This window comes from Streptomyces sp. NPDC002490 (assembly GCF_040296045.1).
Taxonomy (GTDB): Bacteria; Actinomycetota; Actinomycetes; order Streptomycetales; family Streptomycetaceae; genus Streptomyces.
Window position 1 is genome coordinate 213,483 of sequence record NZ_JBEOWM010000002.1, and the last position, 18,323, is coordinate 231,805.

Sequence of the window (18,323 nt, forward strand, 5' to 3'; positions counted from 1 at the left end):
TCGTAGTCTCGCCTGCACGGACACGGCGCGAGGGTCTTCGCCATTGTCAGCAGATGAACCGTCGCCCCGCTATGGGGGACGTGCGGATGGAGCCATGCGTTCCCCCGATCGGCGTGCACATGTCCGAAGGGTCGCTCCCCGGTGGGGCCGGGCGCCGTGAGGGGGTGTCAGCGCTCGCCGGTGTGCGGGCGGCACTGGGCCCCGCACGGGCCCGGGCCGCGGGGGCCGGTCAGACGAGACCGGGGAAGAAGATCTTCAGCTCGCGCTCCGCCGACTCCTCGGAGTCCGAGGCGTGGATCAGGTTCTCCCGGGTGACGGTGCCGAAGTCGCCGCGGATGGAACCGGGGGCCGCCGCGATCGGGTCGGTGGGGCCGGCCAGCGTGCGGATGCCCTCGATGACCCGCTCGCCCTCCACCACCAGCGCGACCACCGGGCCGGAGGACATGAAGGCGATCAGCGGCTCGTAGAAGACCTTGCCGACGTGCTCGGCGTAGTGCTGCTCCAGGGTCGCCCCGTCCAGGGTGCGCAGTTCCAGCGCGGTGATCCGCCAGCCCGCCTTGCGCTCGATGCGGCCGACGATCTCGCCCACCAGACCGCGCTGGACGGCGTCGGGCTTGAGGAGGACGAGGCTGCGCTGGGTCATGGGTGTGGACTCCTTCGATCACCGGTGTGCGAGTGCTCAGAGGGTACAGGCAAGGCACCGGATACCGTCACGCAGCGTCAGGCCCTGGGCTGACCGTGGACTCCTCGCTCATCGCCGCCCACCGGGCCTTCGCCTCGTCGACCTTCCGGCCGAAGTGGATCGAGGCCCACCACAGCACGCCGAAGCAGACGCCCAGCACGAACATCACCGGGACGTAGAACCCGGCGGCGACCAACAGGACCTGGAGCGCCCAGCCGAGCCGCACCCCCGTCTCCCGGCCGACCATGCCGCACAGCAGCAGGCTGAGCACCATCAGCACCCCGCACACGGTCCACACCGTGCCCGCGGAGAGGTCCGGGTCCTTCATCGCGACCAGCCCGGCGAACCCGATCACGAAGAACTCGGCGAGCAGGGTGGACGAACACAGGGTGCGCATGGGTCAGCCCCTCCCGAGGAGCAGTCGGGCGTCGCCGACGGTGAACACGGAACCGGTGACGAGCACTCCCCCGCCGGAGAACTCGCCCTCCTCCTCGGCGAGGGTGACCGCCGCCTCGATGGCGTCGTCGAGCCGGGGCTCCACCTGGACCCGGTCCTCGCCGAACACCTCCACCGCGATCGCGGCGAGTTCGTCGGCGCCCAGCGCGCGGTGGGTGGAGTGCTGGGTGACGACGACCTCCGCGAAGACCGGCTCGAAGGCTTCGAGCAGCCCCCGGGCGTCCTTCTCGGCGCTGGTCGCCACCACGCCGATCAGCCGGCTGAAGCCGAAGGCCTCGCCCAGCGACTCGGCCACCGCCCGGGCGCCGGCCGGGTTGTGCGCGGCGTCCAGGACCACCGTCGGCGAACGGCGGACGACCTCCAGCCGCCCCGGAGAGGTGACCGCGGCGAACGCCTTGCGGACCGTGTCCACGTCCAGCGGGCGCGCGTGCTGGGCGCCGACCCCGAAGAACGCCTCCACCGCGGCGAGCGCCACGGCCGCGTTGTGCGCCTGGTGAATGCCGTGCAGCGGGAGGAAGACCTCCTCGTACTCGCCGCCGAGGCCGCGCAGGTTGAGCAACTGCCCGCCCACTGCGACCTGTCGGGCCAGCACCCCGAACTCCAGCCCCTCGCGGGCCACCGTGGCGTCGACCCCGACGGCCTTCTTCAGCAGCACCTGCGCCGCGTCGACCGGCTGTTGGGCCAGGATCACCGTCGCGCCCGGCTTGACGATCCCGGACTTCTCGACCGCGATCTCCCCGGGCGTGGAGCCCAGCCGGTCGGTGTGGTCCAGGTCGATGGGGGTCACCACGGCCACCGAGGCGTCGATGACGTTGGTGGCGTCCCAGGCGCCGCCCATGCCGACCTCGACCACCGCCACGTCGACGGGGGCGTCCGCGAAGGCCGCGTACGCCATGGCGGTCAGCACCTCGAAGAAGGAGAGCCGGTAGTCCTGCTGGGCGTCGACCATCTCCACGTACGGCTGGACGTCCCGGTACGTCTCCACGAACCGTTCGGGGGCGATCGGGGCCCCGTCCAGACTGATCCGCTCGGTGATCGACTGCACGTGGGGCGAGCTGTACCGGCCGGTGCGCAGGTCGAAGGCGCCGAGCAGGGCCTCGATCATGCGGGCGGTGGAGGTCTTGCCGTTGGTGCCGGTGATGTGGATCGACGGGTACGAGCGCTGCGGCTCGCCCAGGACGTCCATCAGCGCGGCGATGCGCCGGACGGACGGCTCCAGCTTGGTCTCGCCCCAGCGGGACGCCAACTCCGTCTCCACCTCGCGCAGCGCCCGGTCGACCTCGGGGTCCTCGGGGCGGCCGGGCAGGTCCTGCTCGCCCGCACCGCCCTGGGTGCGCAGGGTGCGGCTCCCCGCCTCGATCACCGCGAGGTCGGGGTCGCGGTCGGTCTCGGCCTCGACGATCTCGTCGAAGCGGTCGAACCCGCCGGCCTCGTCGTCGGGGAACCCGTCCACGGGGTCCGAGGGGGCACGGTCCGGGTCGTCAGGGGGGAACTCGCTCACGGGGGCCAGTCTACGGAGCCCCGCCGACAGCGGCGCACCGGCCGTCGGATCCGCGGCGGCCGGGGGCACCCGGGAACGCCCCGGCCCGGCGCCGGTCGCGGGGACCGGGCCGGGCCGGGGGGTGCGGATTGGTGCTCCCGGTGGCCGTCAGGCGGCGGGGAGCCGCTCCAGCTGCGCCTCGATGCGGACGATGTCCTCCTCCGCCTTGGCGAGCCGACCGCGGATCTTGTCGACCACCTGATCGGGCGCCTTGGCCAGGAACGCCTCGTTGCCGAGCTTGGCCGTGGCCTGCGCCTTCTCCTTCTCGGCGGCGGCCAGGTCCTTGGCGAGCCGCTTGCGCTCGGCGGCCACGTCGATGGTGCCCGACAGGTCCAGGGCCACCTCGACGCCCGCCACCGGCAGGGTGGCCGTGGCGGCGAAGCCCTCGCCCTCCGGCTGGAGCCGCAGCAGCTGCCGGACGGCGGCCTCGTGCGGGGCCAGCGGCGAGCCGTCCAGGGTCAGCCGCGCGGGCACCCGCTGGCCGGGCTGGAGTCCCTGGTCGGCGCGGAAGCGGCGGACCTCGGTGACCAGCTGCTGGACGGTGCCGATCTCCCGCTCGGCGGCGGGGTCCCGGAAGCCGCTGTCCTCGGGCCAGGCGGCGATCACCACGGACTCGCCCCCGGTGAGGGTGGTCCACAGGGTCTCGGTCACGAACGGGACGATCGGGTGCAGCAGCCGCAGCGTCACGTCGAGGACCTCGCCGAGGACCCGTCCGGAGACCCGGGCCGCCTCGCCGCCGGCCATGAACGTGGTCTTGGACAGCTCCACGTACCAGTCGAAGACCTCGTCCCACGCGAAGTGGAACAGCGCGTCGGAGAGCTTGGCGAACTGGTAGTCCTCGTAGAGGGCGTCGACCTCGGCGATGGTGGCGTTGAGCCGGGAGAGGATCCACCGGTCCGTCGCGGAGAGCTGCTCGACGGGCGGCAGTTCGCCCTCGACGGTGGCCCCGTTCATCAGCGCGAACCGGGTCGCGTTCCAGATCTTGTTGGCGAAGTTCCGGGAGCCCTGCACCCAGTCCTCGCCGATCGGCACGTCCACGCCCGGGTTGGCGCCGCGCGCCAGCGTGAAGCGCAGCGCGTCGGAGCCGTACGTGTCCATCCAGTCCAGCGGGTTGACCGCGTTGCCGAAGGACTTCGACATCTTCTTGCCGAACTGGTCGCGGACCATGCCGTGCAGCACCACGGTCTTGAACGGCGGGGTGCCGTCCATCGCGTAGAGGCCGAACATCATCATCCGGGTGACCCAGAAGAACAGGATGTCGTAGCCGGTGACCAGGATGGAGTTCGGATAGAACTTCGCGAGGCTCTCGGTGCGCTCGGGCCAGCCGAGGGTGGAGAACGGCCACAGGCCGGAGGAGAACCAGGTGTCGAGGACGTCGGTGTCCTGGTGCCAGCCCTCGCCGGACGGCGGCTCCTCGTCCGGGCCGACGCAGACGACCTCGCCGTCCGGGCCGTACCAGACCGGAATGCGGTGGCCCCACCACAGCTGGCGCGAGATGCACCAGTCGTGCAGGTTGTCCACCCAGTCGAAGTACCGCTTCTCCATCTCCTGCGGGTGGATCGCCACCTCGCCGCTGCGCACCGCGTCCCCGGCGGCCTGGGCGAGCGGGGCGACCTTGACCCACCACTGGAGGGAGAGCCGGGGCTCGATGGTGGTCTTGCAGCGCGAGCAGTGGCCCACGGAGTGGACGTACGGGCGCTTCTCGGCCACGATCCGGCCCTCGGCGCGGAGCGCGGCGACGATGGCGCTGCGGGCCTCCAGCCGGTCCAGTCCCTGGAACGGGCCGGGGGTGGTGATGACGGCGTGCTCGTCCATCACCGTGACCGTGGGCAGGTCGTGGCGCTGGCCGATCTCGAAGTCGTTGGGGTCGTGCGCCGGGGTCACCTTGACGGCGCCGGTGCCGAACTCGGGGTCGACGTGCGTGTCCGCCACCACCGGGATGCGCCGGTCGGTGAGCGGCAGGGCGATGGTCCGGCCGACGAGGTGGCGGTAGCGCTCGTCCTCGGGGTGGACGGCGACCGCGGTGTCCCCGAGCATCGTCTCGGCCCGGGTGGTCGCCACGACCAGGGAGTCCTCGCCCTCGCCGTAGCGGATGGAGACCAACTCGCCGTCGTCGTCCTGGTACTCGACCTCGATGTCCGAGATGGCGGTGAGGCAGCGGGGGCACCAGTTGATGATGCGCTCGGCCCGGTAGATCAGCTCGTCGTCGAAGAGCCGCTTGAAGATCGTCTGGACGGACCGGGAGAGGCCCTCGTCCATGGTGAAGCGCTCCCGCGACCAGGCCACGCCGTCACCGAGGCGACGCATCTGACCGGAGATCTGCCCGCCGGACTCCTCCTTCCACCGCCACACCCGCTCGACGAACGCCTCCCGGCCGAGGTCGTGCCGGGACTTGCCCTCCTTGCCCAGTTCGCGCTCGACGACGTTCTGGGTGGCGATGCCCGCGTGGTCCATGCCGGGCTGCCACAGGGTCTCGAAGCCCTGCATCCGCTTGCGGCGGGTGGCGGCGTCGATCAGCGTGTGCTCGAAGGCGTGCCCGAGGTGCAGGCTGCCGGTGACGTTGGGCGGCGGGATGACGACGGTGAACGGCGGCTTGTCGCTCTTCTCGTCCGCTTCGAAGTAACCGCGCTCCACCCAGCGCTCGTAGAGCTTCCCCTCTACCTCGGCCGGCGCGTACTGGGTCGGCAGTTCGGTGCTGGGGCTCTGGTTCTGCTGCTGAGAGTTCTCGGTCACGCGCCCAGTTTAGGGGCGTCACGGTCCCGTGCAGAAACCACGGGTTTCGTAACGGTGCCCACCCCGCCGCTGCCCCGCGCCCGGGCGTTGGGTCAGGATGTCGGAAGCACATAAACATCGGGGAGGAACGTTCCATGAGCAACCACCAGCCGGGCCCGTACGGCGGCGGCCAGCCGGGGCAGCCGGGGCCGTACGGCCAGCCGGGTCCTTACGGCCAGCCGCCGCAGGCCCCGCAGCCCGGCTACGGCTACCCCCAGCAGCCTCCCCAGCCCGGGTACGGCCAGGCCCAGCCGGGCTACGGCCAGCCGCAGCAGCACGGCCAGCCCCCGCAGCCCGGCTACGGCTTCCCCCAGCAGCCGGGTCAGCCGGGGTACGGCTTCCCGCAGCAGCCGGTGCCGGCGGGCGGCAAGAAGAAGACCGGGCTGATCATCGGCGTGGCGGTCGCCGTGGTCGCCGCGGCCGGCCTCGGGGCGTTCCTGGTGTTGGGCGGCGGGGAGTCCGGCCTCGCGGACGACGGCCCGCACAAGCTGACCATCCCGGAGAAGGTGATCAACGGCGAGTACAAGCGGCTGACCCCCGAGAAGCCCGCCGAGGACGCCTCTTCCTCGGACACCGGCAAGGAACTCGCCAAGAGCGGGGTCACCGGCGCCAAGGCGGTCTCCGCCATGTGGGCCACGATCGACCTGTCCCCCGGCGCCCAGCCCACACCGAAGCAGATCGCCTCCTCCAAGGCGGTCACCTTCATCGGTCTCTACGGCAAGGTGAAGGACCCGGAGGCCGCCGTCGACGCCTCCTTCGCCTCCATGGCCCAGGAGAAGGCCGAGCAGCTCAAGGTGGTCGGTGAGGTCAAGACGGTCGAGCCGGACAACGGGGACGGCGCGGTGTTCAAGTGCCAGCAGGCCCAGGCCAAGGACCGGGACGGCAAGATCGACACCCAGTACATCTGCATGTGGGCCGACTACAGCACGCTGGCCATGGTGATCCCCGCGGAGAGCGGCAACGGCGTCTCGCTGAACGTCTCGGCGCAGGTGACGGCGGACCTCCGCAAGGACATCCGGGTCAAGGACTGACTGACCGCCGGCAGACGAACGGGCCCCGGACGACGGATCGTCCGGGGCCCGTTCGTGCGGTGCGGCGGGTCAGGCGCTCTTCTGCTCGCCCGATCCGCGGCCCCGGGAGTCCCGGGGGATCAGCGTCGGGTTGACGTTGGAGTGCACCACGTCCGCGGTGATGACCACCCTGGCCACGTCCTTGCGGGACGGCACCTCGTACATCACCGACTGGAGGACCTCCTCCATGATGGCGCGCAGACCGCGGGCACCCGTCTGGCGCAGGATCGCCTGGTCCGCGATGGCCTCCAGCGCGTCCCGCTCGAAGTCCAGCTCCACGCCGTCCAGTTCGAACAGCCGCTCGTACTGCTTCACCAGGGCGTTGCGGGGCTCCACCAGGATCTGGAGGAGGGCCTCGCGGTCCAGGTTGTGCACCGAGGTGATGACCGGGAGCCGGCCGATGAACTCCGGGATCATCCCGAACTTGACCAGGTCCTCGGGCATGACGTTCTCGAACTGGTCCTTGGACTCGATCTCCCGCTTGGAGCGGATGGTCGCCCCGAAGCCGATGCCCTTGGCACCCGCCCGCGACTCGATGATCTTCTCCAGGCCGGCGAACGCCCCACCCACGATGAACAGCACGTTCGTCGTGTCGATCTGGATGAACTCCTGGTGCGGGTGCTTCCGTCCGCCCTGCGGGGGCACGGAGGCGGTGGTGCCCTCCAGGATCTTCAACAGGGCCTGCTGGACGCCCTCTCCGGAGACGTCACGCGTGATCGACGGGTTCTCGCTCTTGCGGGCGACCTTGTCGATCTCGTCGATGTAGATGATGCCGGTCTCGGCCTTCTTGACATCGTAGTCGGCCGCCTGGATCAGCTTCAGCAGGATGTTCTCGACGTCCTCGCCGACGTAGCCGGCCTCGGTGAGCGCGGTCGCGTCCGCGATGGCGAACGGGACGTTCAGCATCCGGGCGAGCGTCTGCGCGAGCAACGTCTTGCCGGAGCCGGTGGGGCCCAGCAGCAGGATGTTGGACTTGCCCAACTCGATGATGTCGTCGCGCCCTTGGGAGCTCGCGCTCTCTCCCGCCTGGACGCGTTTGTAGTGGTTGTAGACCGCGACCGAGAGGGCCTTCTTCGCGGCCTCCTGGCCGACGACGTAGCCCTCCAGGAACTCGTAGATCTCGCGGGGCTTGGGGAGTTCCTCCCACCGCACTTCGCTCGACTCGGCGAGTTCCTCTTCGATGATCTCGTTGCAGAGGTCGATGCACTCGTCGCAGATGTACACACCGGGGCCTGCGATGAGCTTCTTGACCTGCTTCTGGCTCTTGCCGCAGAACGAGCACTTGAGCAGATCGCCGCCGTCACCGATGCGTGCCACGAGGTGCTTCCCCTTCGCCTGGGAGACGCCCGTGCAAGCGACTCCTGGTGCCTCATATTCGACGGTACCTTGCCGGGCCCCCCGTTCGGGCCCCCCTTGGCGCGGTTCGCGTCGTCTCCCGTGAACCCGGGCGGATTCAGCGGGAGACGACGACGGTACGTCAAGGGGCAGCAAATCATGCCGTGGCGGGTCACACGACCTTGGAGTTGTTCATCTTCCGGGTGGAGATGATCTGGTCGATCAGACCGTACGACAGGGCGTCCTCCGCCGTCAGGATCTTGTCGCGCTCGATGTCCTCGCGGATCTTCTCGATCGGCGTGGTGGAGTGCTTGGCGAGCATCTCCTCCAGCTGCGCGCGCATCCGCAGGATCTCGTTCGCGGCGATCTCCAGGTCGGAGACCTGGCCCCGGCCCGTCTCGCTGTACGGCTGGTGGATCAGCACCCGCGCGTTGGGCAGCGCCATGCGCTTGCCCGGGGTGCCGGCGGCCAGCAGGATCGCCGCCGCCGAGGCGGCCTGACCCATGCACACGGTCTGGATGTCCGGCTTCACGAACTGCATGGTGTCGTAGATCGCGGTGAGCGCCGTGAACGAGCCGCCGGGGCTGTTGATGTACACGGAGATGTCGCGGTCCGGGTCCATCGACTCCAGGCACAGCAGCTGCGCCATGACGTCGTTGGCGGAGGCGTCGTCGATCTGGACGCCGAGGAAGATCACCCGCTCCTCGAAGAGCTTCGCGTACGGGTCGTACTCGCGCACGCCCTGGGAGGTGCGCTCCACGAAACGGGGGATGACGTAGCGGGATTCAGCGCGGGGGCCGGTGTACTCGGCCTCCGTGCGGGCGTAGAGGCCGCGGCCGGGGAAGTCGTTCATTGGGTCACTCTCCTGAAGGGCGCCGAGGCGCGTGGCGGTCGACTGGGGGCTCGGTGGGACCGGTTTCCGCGCCGGCTCAGGCCGCCCCGGTGCCACCGCCGCCCGGCATGCCCGCCGCGGTGGGCATGATGTCGTCGATCAGGCCGTACTCCTTGGCCTCGATCGGGTCGAACCAACGGTCGCGGTCCGAGTCACGGGTGATCTGCTCCACGCTCTGGCCGGTGTGGAACGAGGTCAGCTCGGCCATCCGCTTCTTGGTGTGCAGCAGCCGCTCCGCGTGGATCTTGATGTCCGAGGCGGAGCCCGCGAGGCCCGCGGACGGCTGGTGAATGAGGATCTCCGCGTTCGGGAGGGCGAAGCGCTTGCCCGGGGTGCCCGCGCTGAGCAGGAACTGCCCCATCGAGGCCGCCATGCCCATGGCGATCGTCACCACGTCGTTCTTGATGTACTGCATGGTGTCGTAGATCGCCATGCCCGCGGTGATCGAGCCGCCGGGGCTGTTGATGTAGAGGTAGATGTCCTTCTCCGGATCGGAGGCAAGGAGCAGCAGCTGTGCGGTGATCTTGTTCGCGATGTCGTCGTCGACCGGCTGGCCGAGGAAGATGATCCGCTCGTTGAGCAGCCGGTTGTAGACCTGGTCACCGAGGCCACCACCGATGGAGGGCTCGCCGGCGGCGGAGGGCATCAGATTCGTCACGTATCCACCTGCTCGTCTTACGACGGCGCCGGGCCGTCTCACGTCTTCCGCTGGGGCACGGGGCCCCGCGCTGCGCCGCGTCGCGGCGGGTACGGGGGCTCCCCTGCCCTCGTATTCATGGACCCTAACGCGATGGCGGCCGAGGGCCATCCCGCACGGGGAACTGTTCGCTGTCAGCGCAGGTGGCCGGGGCGGGGCGGGGCCGTCGCCGCGGGGGCCGTCCGGCCCCGTCGCGGCGCCGTCGCCGGGCCCGCGAACGGGAGCAGGGCCCGGAGGCGCGCATGCGCTTCCGGGCCCTGCTCGGGGTCCACGGCGTCGAACCGCGGGAGGGGTCAGGCCGAGGGGGCCTCGCCCTTGTCCGCCTTCGCCTCGGCCTCGGTGCCTTCCGCGGCCTCGACGACCTCGGTGGCCTCGGCGACCTCGTCCTCGTCGTCGTCCAGGTCGACGACCTCGCCGTTGGTGTCCTTCACCGTGGCGGCCTCGACCACGACGGCCAGCGCCTTGCCGCGGGCGACCTCGCCCACCAGCATCGGAACCTGACCGCCCTCGACGACCGCCTGGGCGAACTGGTCGGGGGACATGCCGGAGGAAGCGGCCCGCCGCATGAGGTGCTCGGTGAGCTCCTCCTGGTTGACGTTCAGCTTCTCCTTGCTGACCAGCTCGTCCAGGACGAACTGGGTCTTGATGCCCTTGATCGCCGCGGCCTTGGTCTCGTCCTCGAACTCCTCGGCGGTCTTGCCCTGGATCTCCAGGTACTTGTCGAGGGTCAGGCCCATCTGGCCGAGCTGGTGGTGCTCCAGGTTGTGCTTGCGGGTGTTGACCTCGTCCTCAAGGAGCTTCTCGGGGACGGGGACCTCGACCAGTTCGAGCAGCTTCTCCAGCACCCGCTCCTGGGCCTGGGTCGCCTGGTCGTACTGCTTCATGTTCTCCAGGCGCTTGCGGCTGTCCGCCCGCAGCTCGTCCAGCGTGTCGAACTCGGAGGCGAGCTGCGCGAACTCGTCGTCCAGCTCGGGCAGTTCGCGCGCGGCGACCTGGGTGACCTTGACGCTGACCTCGGCGTCCTTGCCCTCGGCCGAGCCGCCCTTGAGCTGGGAGGTGAAGGTGGCCTCGCCACCGGCCTCCAGGCCCGTCACGGCGTCGTCGACGCCGTCCAGCAGCTCACCGGAGCCGATGGTGTAGGTGACGCCGCTGGCGACGCCGTCGTCGAGCACCTCGCCGTCGACCTTGGCCTCCAGGTCGATCGTCACGACGTCGCCCTCGGCGGCGGCGCGCTCGACCGGAGAGGTGGAGGCGAAGCGGCCGCGCAGCTCCTCGACGGCCTTGTCGACGTCCTCGTCGGTCACCTCGACCGCGTCCACCTCGACCTCGATGCCCGAGTAGTCGGGGATCTCGATGGCCGGACGGACGTCGACCTCGGCGGTGAAGTTCAGCGTCTCGCCGTCCTTCAGCTCCGTGATGTCGACCTCGGGCTGGCCCAGGACGTTCAGCTCGGCCTCGTTGACCGCTTCGGTGTAGAACTTCGGGAGGGCGTCGTTGACGGCCTCCTCCAGCACCGCACCGCGGCCGAAGCGCTGGTCGATGACCCGGGCGGGGATCTTGCCCTTGCGGAAGCCCTTCACCGTGACCTGCTGGTTGATCTTCTTGTACGCCGCGTCGAGGCTGGGCTTGAGCTCCTCGAAGGGCACCTCGACAGTGAGCCGAACCCGGGTCGGGTTCAGGGTCTCCACGGCGCTCTTCACGGTTCGGTCTCCTTGTGGCTGACTGCTGGGGTGTCTGCCGGGCCGCTCCCGGAACGGGGAACCTCGGCACAGTAGCGGCCCTGAGAGACGTACGTGTGCGTGTACAGAGCTGCCACGACCGTCTCGGCCGGGGCAGTGCTGCGTACAAAACGTGCGGACACACGGGCGCGCAGTGTGCATAGTAGCCGCAGGCGATACACCGCCCCAAAGGCGATCTTCGCGTGGTCGGGGTGGCGGGATTTGAACCCACGGCCTTCCGCTCCCAAAGCGGACGCGCTACCAAGCTGCGCCACACCCCGTCGGTGCGACACGTAGGGTACATGGCCGCAGGCAGTGGGGCCGCCGCATTTTCCGGGGCGGCCCGATCACCGGAAACGGGTGTGCGCCCCGGGCCCGCGACCCGCTAGGATGCACATCGAGTCGCGGTCGATGACCTGCGGTTCGTCCGTGCGGGCGTAGCTCAATGGTAGAGCCCTAGTCTTCCAAACTAGCTACGCGGGTTCGATTCCCGTCGCCCGCTCCAGTCAGTGCGATCGAGGCCGGTCCCGGGGTTCCCGGGCCGGCCTCGCCGCGTTCCTCCCGGGCTCGGGCGGCTCGCTTCCGGCCGCCCGCGACGTCTCCCGCCCGTCGCCTTCGGCCTCCCGCCCGGCACGCCTCGGCGACGGAGTGCACGGTCGGGTGACGGCACGTGTTCGCCGGGGCGGCCGCGTGGGCACACGGGGGCGGGCGACGGAGGGCGGCCGGGCGCCCGCGCCGGTGCACCCGGGGGTCCGTCACGCCCCGGGCGCGTCGCCACCCGGGCCGCGGCCCGGTGCGGGCGGCCGGACGTGCCGGCGACGGGCCCGGCTCAGAAGTCGATCGAGGCGATCGAGTTGCCGACCGCGTTGAGGAAGCGCTGGATGTCGTCGGCCATCCCGGTCGACGCGAGGAAGAAGCCGAAGAGCACCGCGACGACCGCCGGCCCCGCCTTCAGGGACCCGCCCCGTATCAACACCACGAGGATGATCGCCAACAGCAGTACCACTGATAGCGAGATGGCCACTCTGATCACACACCCTCGGTCGGTTCCGCTCCCGGATCGGGGTGTCCGCTCTCGCACACCCCACCAGAACCATCGTGCCACCAACGGACCCCGACCATGCGGGCCGTGACGGAACGTCGTCCTCCGCGGCCTCCGGCGCCCGCCGGATCCACCCGGCCCGCACCCCGGCGCCCTCGCCCCCGGACGCCCTTTGAGGGGCGCTCGACGCGGGCCGGAAGGGCAAGGCGCCCGGAACGGTCGTCACAGGGGGGCGGACGGCGAGCAGTTGAGCGGAGGGCCGGTGCGCGTCCGGGGGCGCGGGCCCGACGCGGAGAATTCCACGGGCCCGCGCGCGAGTGAATTCCCCTCGATGGTTTCACTACTCACGCATCATGTTCGCAGGCATTTCGAATTGTTGAGGAAGCCACAACGCGAGGGGACCCCGAACATGATCACCACCAGGTCACCACACCTCCGGACACGACGCCCGATGGGCCATTGGGAGACATTCCACCAGCGCCGCCCGTGGATGGTATGACCCACTTAAGGATGATGAAGGAGTATATAAAGACCAACTTCGCAGCCTGCTCATGGACTTCGAACCCGTCATCGAACGGTGCGTGCACTTCTCCGAAATCGGGGTACGCGCACCCCCTGGGCCGATTTCCCGGCGTGGGATGCCCGACCGAAGGGAGAACGGAGCAAGAACAGCGCGAAAGACGACCGGAGTCGTTCACCACACACCGTCCCCGACGCTAGGGTTCCTCCAATGTTTCCCACTGCCCCGCCCCACGCACGTGCGGTGAGGTCGCGGATCGTCTCCCCCAGTTCCTGGTGGGAGGGCCTGTGACCAACTCGCTGCGACCGACCGGTCGTCATCCGGCGCCCTCACCCCCGCCCACCTCGCCCGACCCGCCCCCCGGTACGGATCCCGCCGAAGCGCGCGACCCCGACGACCTCGCGGACGGCGTACCCACCCCGCGCTCCCGGCGGGCCGAGCACCTGCTCACCACGCCGGTGCCCCCCGATCCCGGCGCCCGTCCCGCCACACAACGCGACCCCTTCTTCGACAACGCCAAGTACCTGGCCATCGTCCTGGTCGCGATGGGACACGCCTGGGAGCCGTTGACGGACCAGAGCCGCACGGCCACCGCGCTCTACCTCTTCGTGTACGCCTTCCACATGCCCGCCTTCATCCTGATCTCGGGCTACTTCTCGCGGAGCTTCGACATGAGCCCCGCCCGGGTCCGGAAGCTGCTCACCACCGTGGTGGCGCCGTACGTGGTCTTCGAGATCGCCTACACCTTCTTCAAGCGCTGGGCCGACGACGACCCGGGGCACCGGCTCAGCCTGCTCGACCCCTGGTACCTGACGTGGTTCCTGATCGCCCTCTTCGTCTGGCGGATCTCCACCCCGCTGTGGAAGGTGGTGCGCTGGCCCGTCCCGGTGGCCCTCGGCATCGCCGCGCTGGCCTCGGCCTCCCCCAGCATCGGGGACGACTTCGACCTCCAACGGGTGCTCCAGTTCCTCCCCTTCTTCGTCATCGGGCTGTACGCCAGGCCCGAGCACTTCCAGTTGCTGCGGCGCCGTGAGGTGCGGCTGCTGTCGGTGCCGGTGATCGTCCTCGCGCTGGCCACCTCCTGGTGGGCGGTGCCCCGGATGGACACCGGCTGGCTGTACCACAGCAACAGCGCCCAGGAGTTGGGGGCGCCGTGGTGGACCGGGCCGGTCATGACCTTCGCCCTGTTCGGTTGCTCGCTGCTCCTGACGGCCTGCTTCCTGTCCTGGGTGCCGCGCCGCAGGACCTGGTTCACCGTGCTCGGCGCGGGCACCCTGTGCGGGTACCTGTTGCACGGGTTCCTGGCCAAGGGCTCCCGCTTCTGGGGGTGGTACGACCCCGCCTGGCTGCACGAGCCCCATGGGCAGGTGTTCGTCACGCTCGTCGCGGGCGCGGCCATCACCCTGATGTGCACCCCGCCCGTACGGCACGCCCTGCGGTTCGCCCTGGAGCCGCGGCTGCGGTGGGCCATGCGCAGCGACGCGGTCGAGGTGGCGCGCGGCCGGGCCCGCGACTCCGGCTGACCGGCGTCCGCCGGTGGGCCCGGGGCCGGTGGGTCGTGCGGACGGTGGTCAGTCGTCCGGTAGGCCCAGCAGGGCCCGCATCGTGGCGTACTTGCGGATCAGCCGCCGGCGGGTGGCCCCGTCGAGGACCGCGAGCCGTTCGGGGGCGGTGTTGTGGGCCAGGTCGGCCTCCTTCACCAGACGGGCGCCGGGCGTGTCCAGGATGCGTCGGGCGTACGCCTCGGGCGGCTCGCCCGGCCGCTTGGTGAGGGCGAGGACGATGGCCCTGGTGCGCGGTGTGAGCTCCGCCGCCCGCAGCCACTCCTCGCTGAGGGCCGCGTCCTCGACGGCGTCGTGCAGCCAGGCCGCGGCGATCTGTTCGTCCGTGCCGCCCCGGGCCCGCACCCCCTCGGCGACTGCTCGGAGGTGCTCCGCGTAGGGGCGGCCCGACTTGTCGGTCTGGCCCTCGTGCGCGGCGCGGGCCAACGCCTCGACCTCTCCGAGGCCCAGCGGGCCGGTGGGCGGGGGGACCGGGGGGCGGTCCGGGGGCGTCCGGGTCACGGGTCGAGTGTGACCCAGACGCCCCCGGGCCGGCTACGCCCGGTGCGGGGCGCGGAGCACGAAGCGGGCGGGCAGGGCCGTGGCGAGGAGGCCGAGCAGCAGGGCCCCGCCCACCAGCGAGCCGTACACCGCCGGGGGTATGTGGACGCCCTCCCCCGTGATGCCGCGCACCATGGGGACCAGGGTGGCGAGGGCGATGGCGCTGCCGAGGACCACTCCGACGACGGCGACCAGCAGTGCTTCCCAGCGGACCATGCGCAGCACCTGGCGACGGGTGCTGCCGATCAGGCGCAGGGTGCCCAGTTCGCGACGGCGGTCCAGGACCGTCATGACCAGGGTGTTGGCGGAGGCCACCGCGGCGAATCCGCCGAGGAGGGCCGCCATCAAGCGGTTGGCCCAGGCGTTGAGCTCCCGGTCGACGGAGGCCGCCGAGGTGTAGTCGCCGCGGGCGATGACGGTGCCGTGGGCGGCGAGGTCCGCCGCGGAGCCGCCCTTGACCCACAGTTCGGCGGCGAACGGGTCGGTGACGTGGCGGGCGAGGTCCCCGCGGACCATGGTGACCTCGGAGAGGCCGAGGCCGTGCGCATAGGTGGCGACGACCTCCACCGACCGTTCGGTGCCGTCCGGCAGGCGCAGCGGCAACCGGTCGCCGACCGTGACGTCCGCGGCCTCGGCGAGGCGCAGGTCGACGGCCGCCCGGCCGGGTCCGAGGTCCAGCGCGCCGCGGCGCACGTCGAGTTCCTGCACGGCCGCCAGGTCACGGGCGGGGCCGTCGACGCCCTGGGCGGACGCGGTGCGCAGCATGGCGGTGTCGCCGGAGCCGGTGGGGATCAGGACCGCGGTCCTGAGCAGGCCGACGGCGGCCCGGACCCCGGGGCGGTCGGCGGCGGCGGCCACCGCGTCGGGGGCGAGGCCCCCCGACGCGGGGCGGACCACGTGGTCGGCGATGACTCCGGCGCTCTGTTGACGGACGGTGGCCCGGTCCTGACTGCTGTGGAGGAAGAGCAGGGTGGAGGCGAAGGCGACGGCCAGCACGATCGGGGTGATGGCGGAGGCGAGTCGGCGGGCGTTGGTGCGGGAGTTGGCGGCGGCCAGCGCTCCCGCGGCCCCGGCCCCGCGCATCGGCAGTCCGACGAGGGCGGCGCAGGCCCGGGCCACGAGCGGGCCGAGCAGCGCCACGGCCAGCATGAACAGCAGCACCACGCCCATGGCGGCGTTGGCGGCGTCCTCTCCGGCCGTGGACTGGGCCACCGCGGCCAGTGCGGTGCCGCCGACCGCCGCGGCGATGCCGAGCCCGAGGCGCAGCGGACCGGGGAGGGAGCGTTCCACGGCGGCCCGGGCCAGGGCCTGCCCCGGGCGGATCCTGGCCGGGCGGCGGGCCGCCGCCCACCCCGCGACGAGTCCGGTGAGGACCACTGCGGCGACCGCGGCGAGCAGGGGCAGCGGGGACACGGCGAGGTGGAGGGCACGGGGCAGGGCGCCCTTGTCCTGGAGCTGGCCGAACCACCAGGTGGCGAGCGCGGCGCCGGGGAGGCAGCCGAGTGCGCCGGCGAGCGGGGCGATGAGCAGGGTCTCGGTGGCGATGGCGCGGCGCACCTTGCGCGGGGTGGTGCCGATGGCGCGCAGCAGGGCGTACTCACGGGCGCGTTGCCCCACGGAGAGGGCGACCGTGCCCGCGGCGGTGAAGACGGCGACCAGGGTGGCGGTGCCGCCGAAGGAGCCCCCGAGTCCGATCAGGAGTTCCTTGGCCTCGCCGAGGCCGGGTTCCGCGACGGCTCCGCGGTCCTCGCCGGTGTGGATCTCGGCGGCGTCGCCGAGGGCGGCGGCGACGCGGCCCTTCAGCTCGGTGGTGGACACGCCCGCCTCGGGCAGGACGGCGATGGCGTCGATCCGTCCGGGGTGGCCGGCGATCCGGGGGGCCTCGGTGTCGTGGAACCAGGCGGTCGGGGTGGCTCCGGCGGCGGGGACGAGGGCGGCGACCCGGAAGGTGCGGGCGCCTTCGGCGGTGTGCAGGGTGACCCGGTCGCCCACGGCGGGTGGCTCGCCGGCGGGGGTGCGGACCGGGCCGGGGACGGTGAGGGCGACCTCGCCCGGGGCGGGGGCACGGCCGGTGGTGGGGCGTTCTCCGGTGAGGGCGGTGGCGCCCCAGCCGTGGCCGGTGAGGGCGGCGCGGTCGGTGCGGACGGGGAAGGTGGTGTCGCCGATGGCGGCGTGCACGCCGGGGACGGCGGCGGCCCGTGCCACCAGGGCGGCGTCCAGACGGGCCCGGTCGGGTACGGGGCCGCCGTGGTCGGAGCGGTCGCCGGCAGCGTCGACGACGGGGTGGCGGGCCTGCTGGTCGGCGGCAACGACCACCGGGGCGTCGGCGTAGCGGCCGGGCGGGACGGAGGCGCGCAGACCGGTTTCGAGGAGGATGCCGCAGGCGCTGACGATCATCGCGGCCATGAAGAGGGCGAGGAACGTGCCGGCGAAGGCCGCGGGCTTGAAGCGCAGGGCGGCTCGGGCGAGTCCGTTGGTGCGCATCAGGCCGCCGCTCCGGCGAGGCGGCGGTGGTGGGAGATGAGGTCGGTCAGGCGGGTGCCGATGCGTTGGGCGGACGCGCCGCTGAGTTCGTCGGTGATCGCGCCGTCGGCGAGGAAGAGGACCCGGTCCGCCCAGGCGGCGGCGGAGGGGTCGTGGGTGACCATGACGACGGTGGCGCCGAGTCGGTCGACCGCGGTGCGCAGCAGGGAGAGGATCTCGGTGGCCGTGGTGGTGTCCAGGGCGCCGGTGGGCTCGTCCGCGAAGATCACGTCGGGGCGGGTGACGAGGGCCCGGGCCACGGCGACGCGTTGTTGTTGTCCGCCGGAGAGCTCGGTGGGGCGGCGGTGGCCCTTGTCGCCGAGGCCGACCCGGCCCAGGACGTCCCTGGCGCGGGCGCGGTCGGGTCGGCGGCCTCCGAGGCGCAGCGGGAGCAGCACGTTCTGTTCGACCGTCAGGGACGGCAGCAGGTTGAACGACTGGAAGACGAAGCCGAGGCGGGCGCGGCGCAGTTCGGTCAGTCTGTTCTCGTCCAGGGCGGTGATGTCGGTGCCGGCGAGGCGGACCGTGCCGGCCGTGGGGCGGTCGAGGCCGGCGGCGCACTGGAGGAAGGTGGACTTCCCGGAGCCGGAGGGGCCCATCACGGCGGTGAAGCTGCCGTGCGGCAGGGCGAGGTCGATGCCGCGCAGGGCGTGGACCTCGGCGGACCGCTTGCCGTAGCTGCGGCGCACGCCGTTCAGCTCGACCGCCCACGGGGTGTCGGCGGGGCGGGGGGCGGTCCGCTTCTTGCGCAGGGCCATGGCTGGGGTGCCTCTCCTCGGTGCGTGGTCGGCGAGTCGCCGGCCGTGCGGCGGGGTGGTGACTCGGTGCTTCGACCGTACGGAGGGCGGGGGGTCGGACACCATGAGGTGCGCTGCAGACCTGGGGTGGGGTTTTCCCCAGCTCACGGCGGGGGCCTGCGTCCACCCGGGCGGGTTCCCCCTGCCCCGTCCGGCGGGGGTCTGGTGGGGCGCCCC

Annotated in this window: 14 protein-coding genes and 2 tRNA genes; 3 read left to right on the plus strand and 13 right to left on the minus strand. The window is 71.6% G+C overall.

Translation table 11 applies throughout. The annotated features are described in order from the left end of the window. Window positions 1-229 precede the first annotated feature (229 nt). The 4 genes from ndk to ABT092_RS02165 all read right to left on the minus strand — a co-directional run bounded on the left by ndk (window position 230) and on the right by ABT092_RS02165 (window position 5,411). The gene (ndk, locus tag ABT092_RS02150; protein ID WP_351238757.1) at window positions 230-643 is read right to left on the minus strand and encodes a nucleoside-diphosphate kinase; all 414 of its coding nucleotides are present in this window, start codon (window positions 641-643) and stop codon (window positions 230-232) included. A gap of 67 nt (window positions 644-710) precedes the next feature. After that, window positions 711-1,079: a DUF4233 domain-containing protein gene (locus ABT092_RS02155; RefSeq protein ID WP_351238759.1), complete on the minus strand. Its 369-nt coding sequence runs from the start codon at window positions 1,077-1,079 to the stop codon at window positions 711-713. Window positions 1,080-1,082: 3 nt separating this feature from the next. Further along, complete coding sequence (folC, locus tag ABT092_RS02160; RefSeq protein ID WP_451361752.1) at window positions 1,083-2,639, minus strand: bifunctional tetrahydrofolate synthase/dihydrofolate synthase; 1,557 nt, start codon at window positions 2,637-2,639, stop codon at window positions 1,083-1,085. Window positions 2,640-2,786: 147 nt separating this feature from the next. Further along, entirely contained in the window at window positions 2,787-5,411 is a 2,625-nt protein-coding gene (locus tag ABT092_RS02165; protein ID WP_351238761.1) for a valine--tRNA ligase, read from the minus strand. 134 nt (window positions 5,412-5,545) lie between these two features. Here ABT092_RS02165 and ABT092_RS02170 point away from each other — a divergent pair, with 134 nt between their 5' ends. After that, complete coding sequence (locus ABT092_RS02170; RefSeq protein ID WP_351238763.1) at window positions 5,546-6,481, plus strand: hypothetical protein; 936 nt, start codon at window positions 5,546-5,548, stop codon at window positions 6,479-6,481. A gap of 69 nt (window positions 6,482-6,550) precedes the next feature. On the opposite strand, the gene clpX is transcribed toward ABT092_RS02170, so the two are convergent. The 5 genes from clpX to ABT092_RS02195 all read right to left on the minus strand — a co-directional run bounded on the left by clpX (window position 6,551) and on the right by ABT092_RS02195 (window position 11,443). Beyond that, complete coding sequence (clpX, locus tag ABT092_RS02175; protein ID WP_351238765.1) at window positions 6,551-7,837, minus strand: ATP-dependent Clp protease ATP-binding subunit ClpX; 1,287 nt, start codon at window positions 7,835-7,837, stop codon at window positions 6,551-6,553. Window positions 7,838-8,027: 190 nt separating this feature from the next. Beyond that, window positions 8,028-8,708, minus strand: a complete 681-nt coding sequence (locus ABT092_RS02180; protein WP_351238767.1) for an ATP-dependent Clp protease proteolytic subunit — start codon at window positions 8,706-8,708, stop codon at window positions 8,028-8,030. A gap of 76 nt (window positions 8,709-8,784) precedes the next feature. Then, window positions 8,785-9,393, minus strand: a complete 609-nt coding sequence (locus ABT092_RS02185) for an ATP-dependent Clp protease proteolytic subunit (protein WP_351238821.1) — start codon at window positions 9,391-9,393, stop codon at window positions 8,785-8,787. A 344-nt stretch (window positions 9,394-9,737) separates the two neighbouring features. Next, on the minus strand, window positions 9,738-11,144 hold the full coding sequence (gene tig / locus ABT092_RS02190; RefSeq protein WP_351238769.1) for a trigger factor: 1,407 nt from the start codon (window positions 11,142-11,144) through the stop codon (window positions 9,738-9,740). 222 nt (window positions 11,145-11,366) lie between these two features. Further along, a tRNA-Pro gene (locus ABT092_RS02195) sits at window positions 11,367-11,443 on the minus strand. Between the two features lie 150 nt (window positions 11,444-11,593). Between ABT092_RS02195 and ABT092_RS02200 the strand changes: the two genes are divergently transcribed. Then, window positions 11,594-11,667, plus strand: a tRNA-Gly gene (locus ABT092_RS02200). 324 nt (window positions 11,668-11,991) lie between these two features. On the opposite strand, the gene ABT092_RS02205 is transcribed toward ABT092_RS02200, so the two are convergent. Continuing rightward, on the minus strand, window positions 11,992-12,186 hold the full coding sequence (locus tag ABT092_RS02205) for a hypothetical protein (RefSeq protein ID WP_351238823.1): 195 nt from the start codon (window positions 12,184-12,186) through the stop codon (window positions 11,992-11,994). Window positions 12,187-13,011: 825 nt separating this feature from the next. Between ABT092_RS02205 and ABT092_RS02210 the strand changes: the two genes are divergently transcribed. Then, window positions 13,012-14,247: an acyltransferase family protein gene (locus ABT092_RS02210; RefSeq protein WP_351238771.1), complete on the plus strand. Its 1,236-nt coding sequence runs from the start codon at window positions 13,012-13,014 to the stop codon at window positions 14,245-14,247. Window positions 14,248-14,295: 48 nt separating this feature from the next. Here the strand turns inward: ABT092_RS02210 and ABT092_RS02215 are convergent, their stop codons facing one another. Genes ABT092_RS02215 through ABT092_RS02225 form a run of 3 tightly spaced genes read right to left on the minus strand, consistent with a single transcriptional unit; the run spans window position 14,296 to window position 18,107 of the window. Further along, a complete protein-coding gene (locus ABT092_RS02215) occupies window positions 14,296-14,787 on the minus strand; it encodes an HD domain-containing protein (protein ID WP_502968372.1) in 492 nt (163 codons plus the stop codon). A gap of 33 nt (window positions 14,788-14,820) precedes the next feature. Further along, on the minus strand, window positions 14,821-17,310 hold the full coding sequence (locus ABT092_RS02220) for an ABC transporter permease (protein ID WP_351238773.1): 2,490 nt from the start codon (window positions 17,308-17,310) through the stop codon (window positions 14,821-14,823). Beyond that, window positions 17,310-18,107, minus strand: a complete 798-nt coding sequence (locus tag ABT092_RS02225; protein WP_351238775.1) for an ABC transporter ATP-binding protein — start codon at window positions 18,105-18,107, stop codon at window positions 17,310-17,312. The genes ABT092_RS02220 and ABT092_RS02225 overlap by 1 nt, the downstream gene beginning before the upstream one ends. Between the last annotated feature and the right edge of the window lie 216 nt (window positions 18,108-18,323).

Excerpts from the sequence above, each read along its gene's own strand:
- ABT092_RS02225 (WP_351238775.1), bottom strand. The coding sequence starts at position 18,107 with ATGGCCCTGCGCAAGAAGCGGACCGCCCCCCGCCCCGCCGACACCCCG.
- ABT092_RS02170 (WP_351238763.1), top strand. The coding sequence starts at position 5,546 with ATGAGCAACCACCAGCCGGGCCCGTACGGCGGCGGCCAGCCGGGGCAG.
- ndk (WP_351238757.1), bottom strand. The coding sequence starts at position 643 with ATGACCCAGCGCAGCCTCGTCCTCCTCAAGCCCGACGCCGTCCAGCGC.
- ABT092_RS02185 (WP_351238821.1), bottom strand. The coding sequence starts at position 9,393 with ATGCCCTCCGCCGCCGGCGAGCCCTCCATCGGTGGTGGCCTCGGTGAC.
- ABT092_RS02220 (WP_351238773.1), bottom strand. The coding sequence starts at position 17,310 with ATGCGCACCAACGGACTCGCCCGAGCCGCCCTGCGCTTCAAGCCCGCG.
- ABT092_RS02155 (WP_351238759.1), bottom strand. The coding sequence starts at position 1,079 with ATGCGCACCCTGTGTTCGTCCACCCTGCTCGCCGAGTTCTTCGTGATC.
- ABT092_RS02180 (WP_351238767.1), bottom strand. The coding sequence starts at position 8,708 with ATGAACGACTTCCCCGGCCGCGGCCTCTACGCCCGCACGGAGGCCGAG.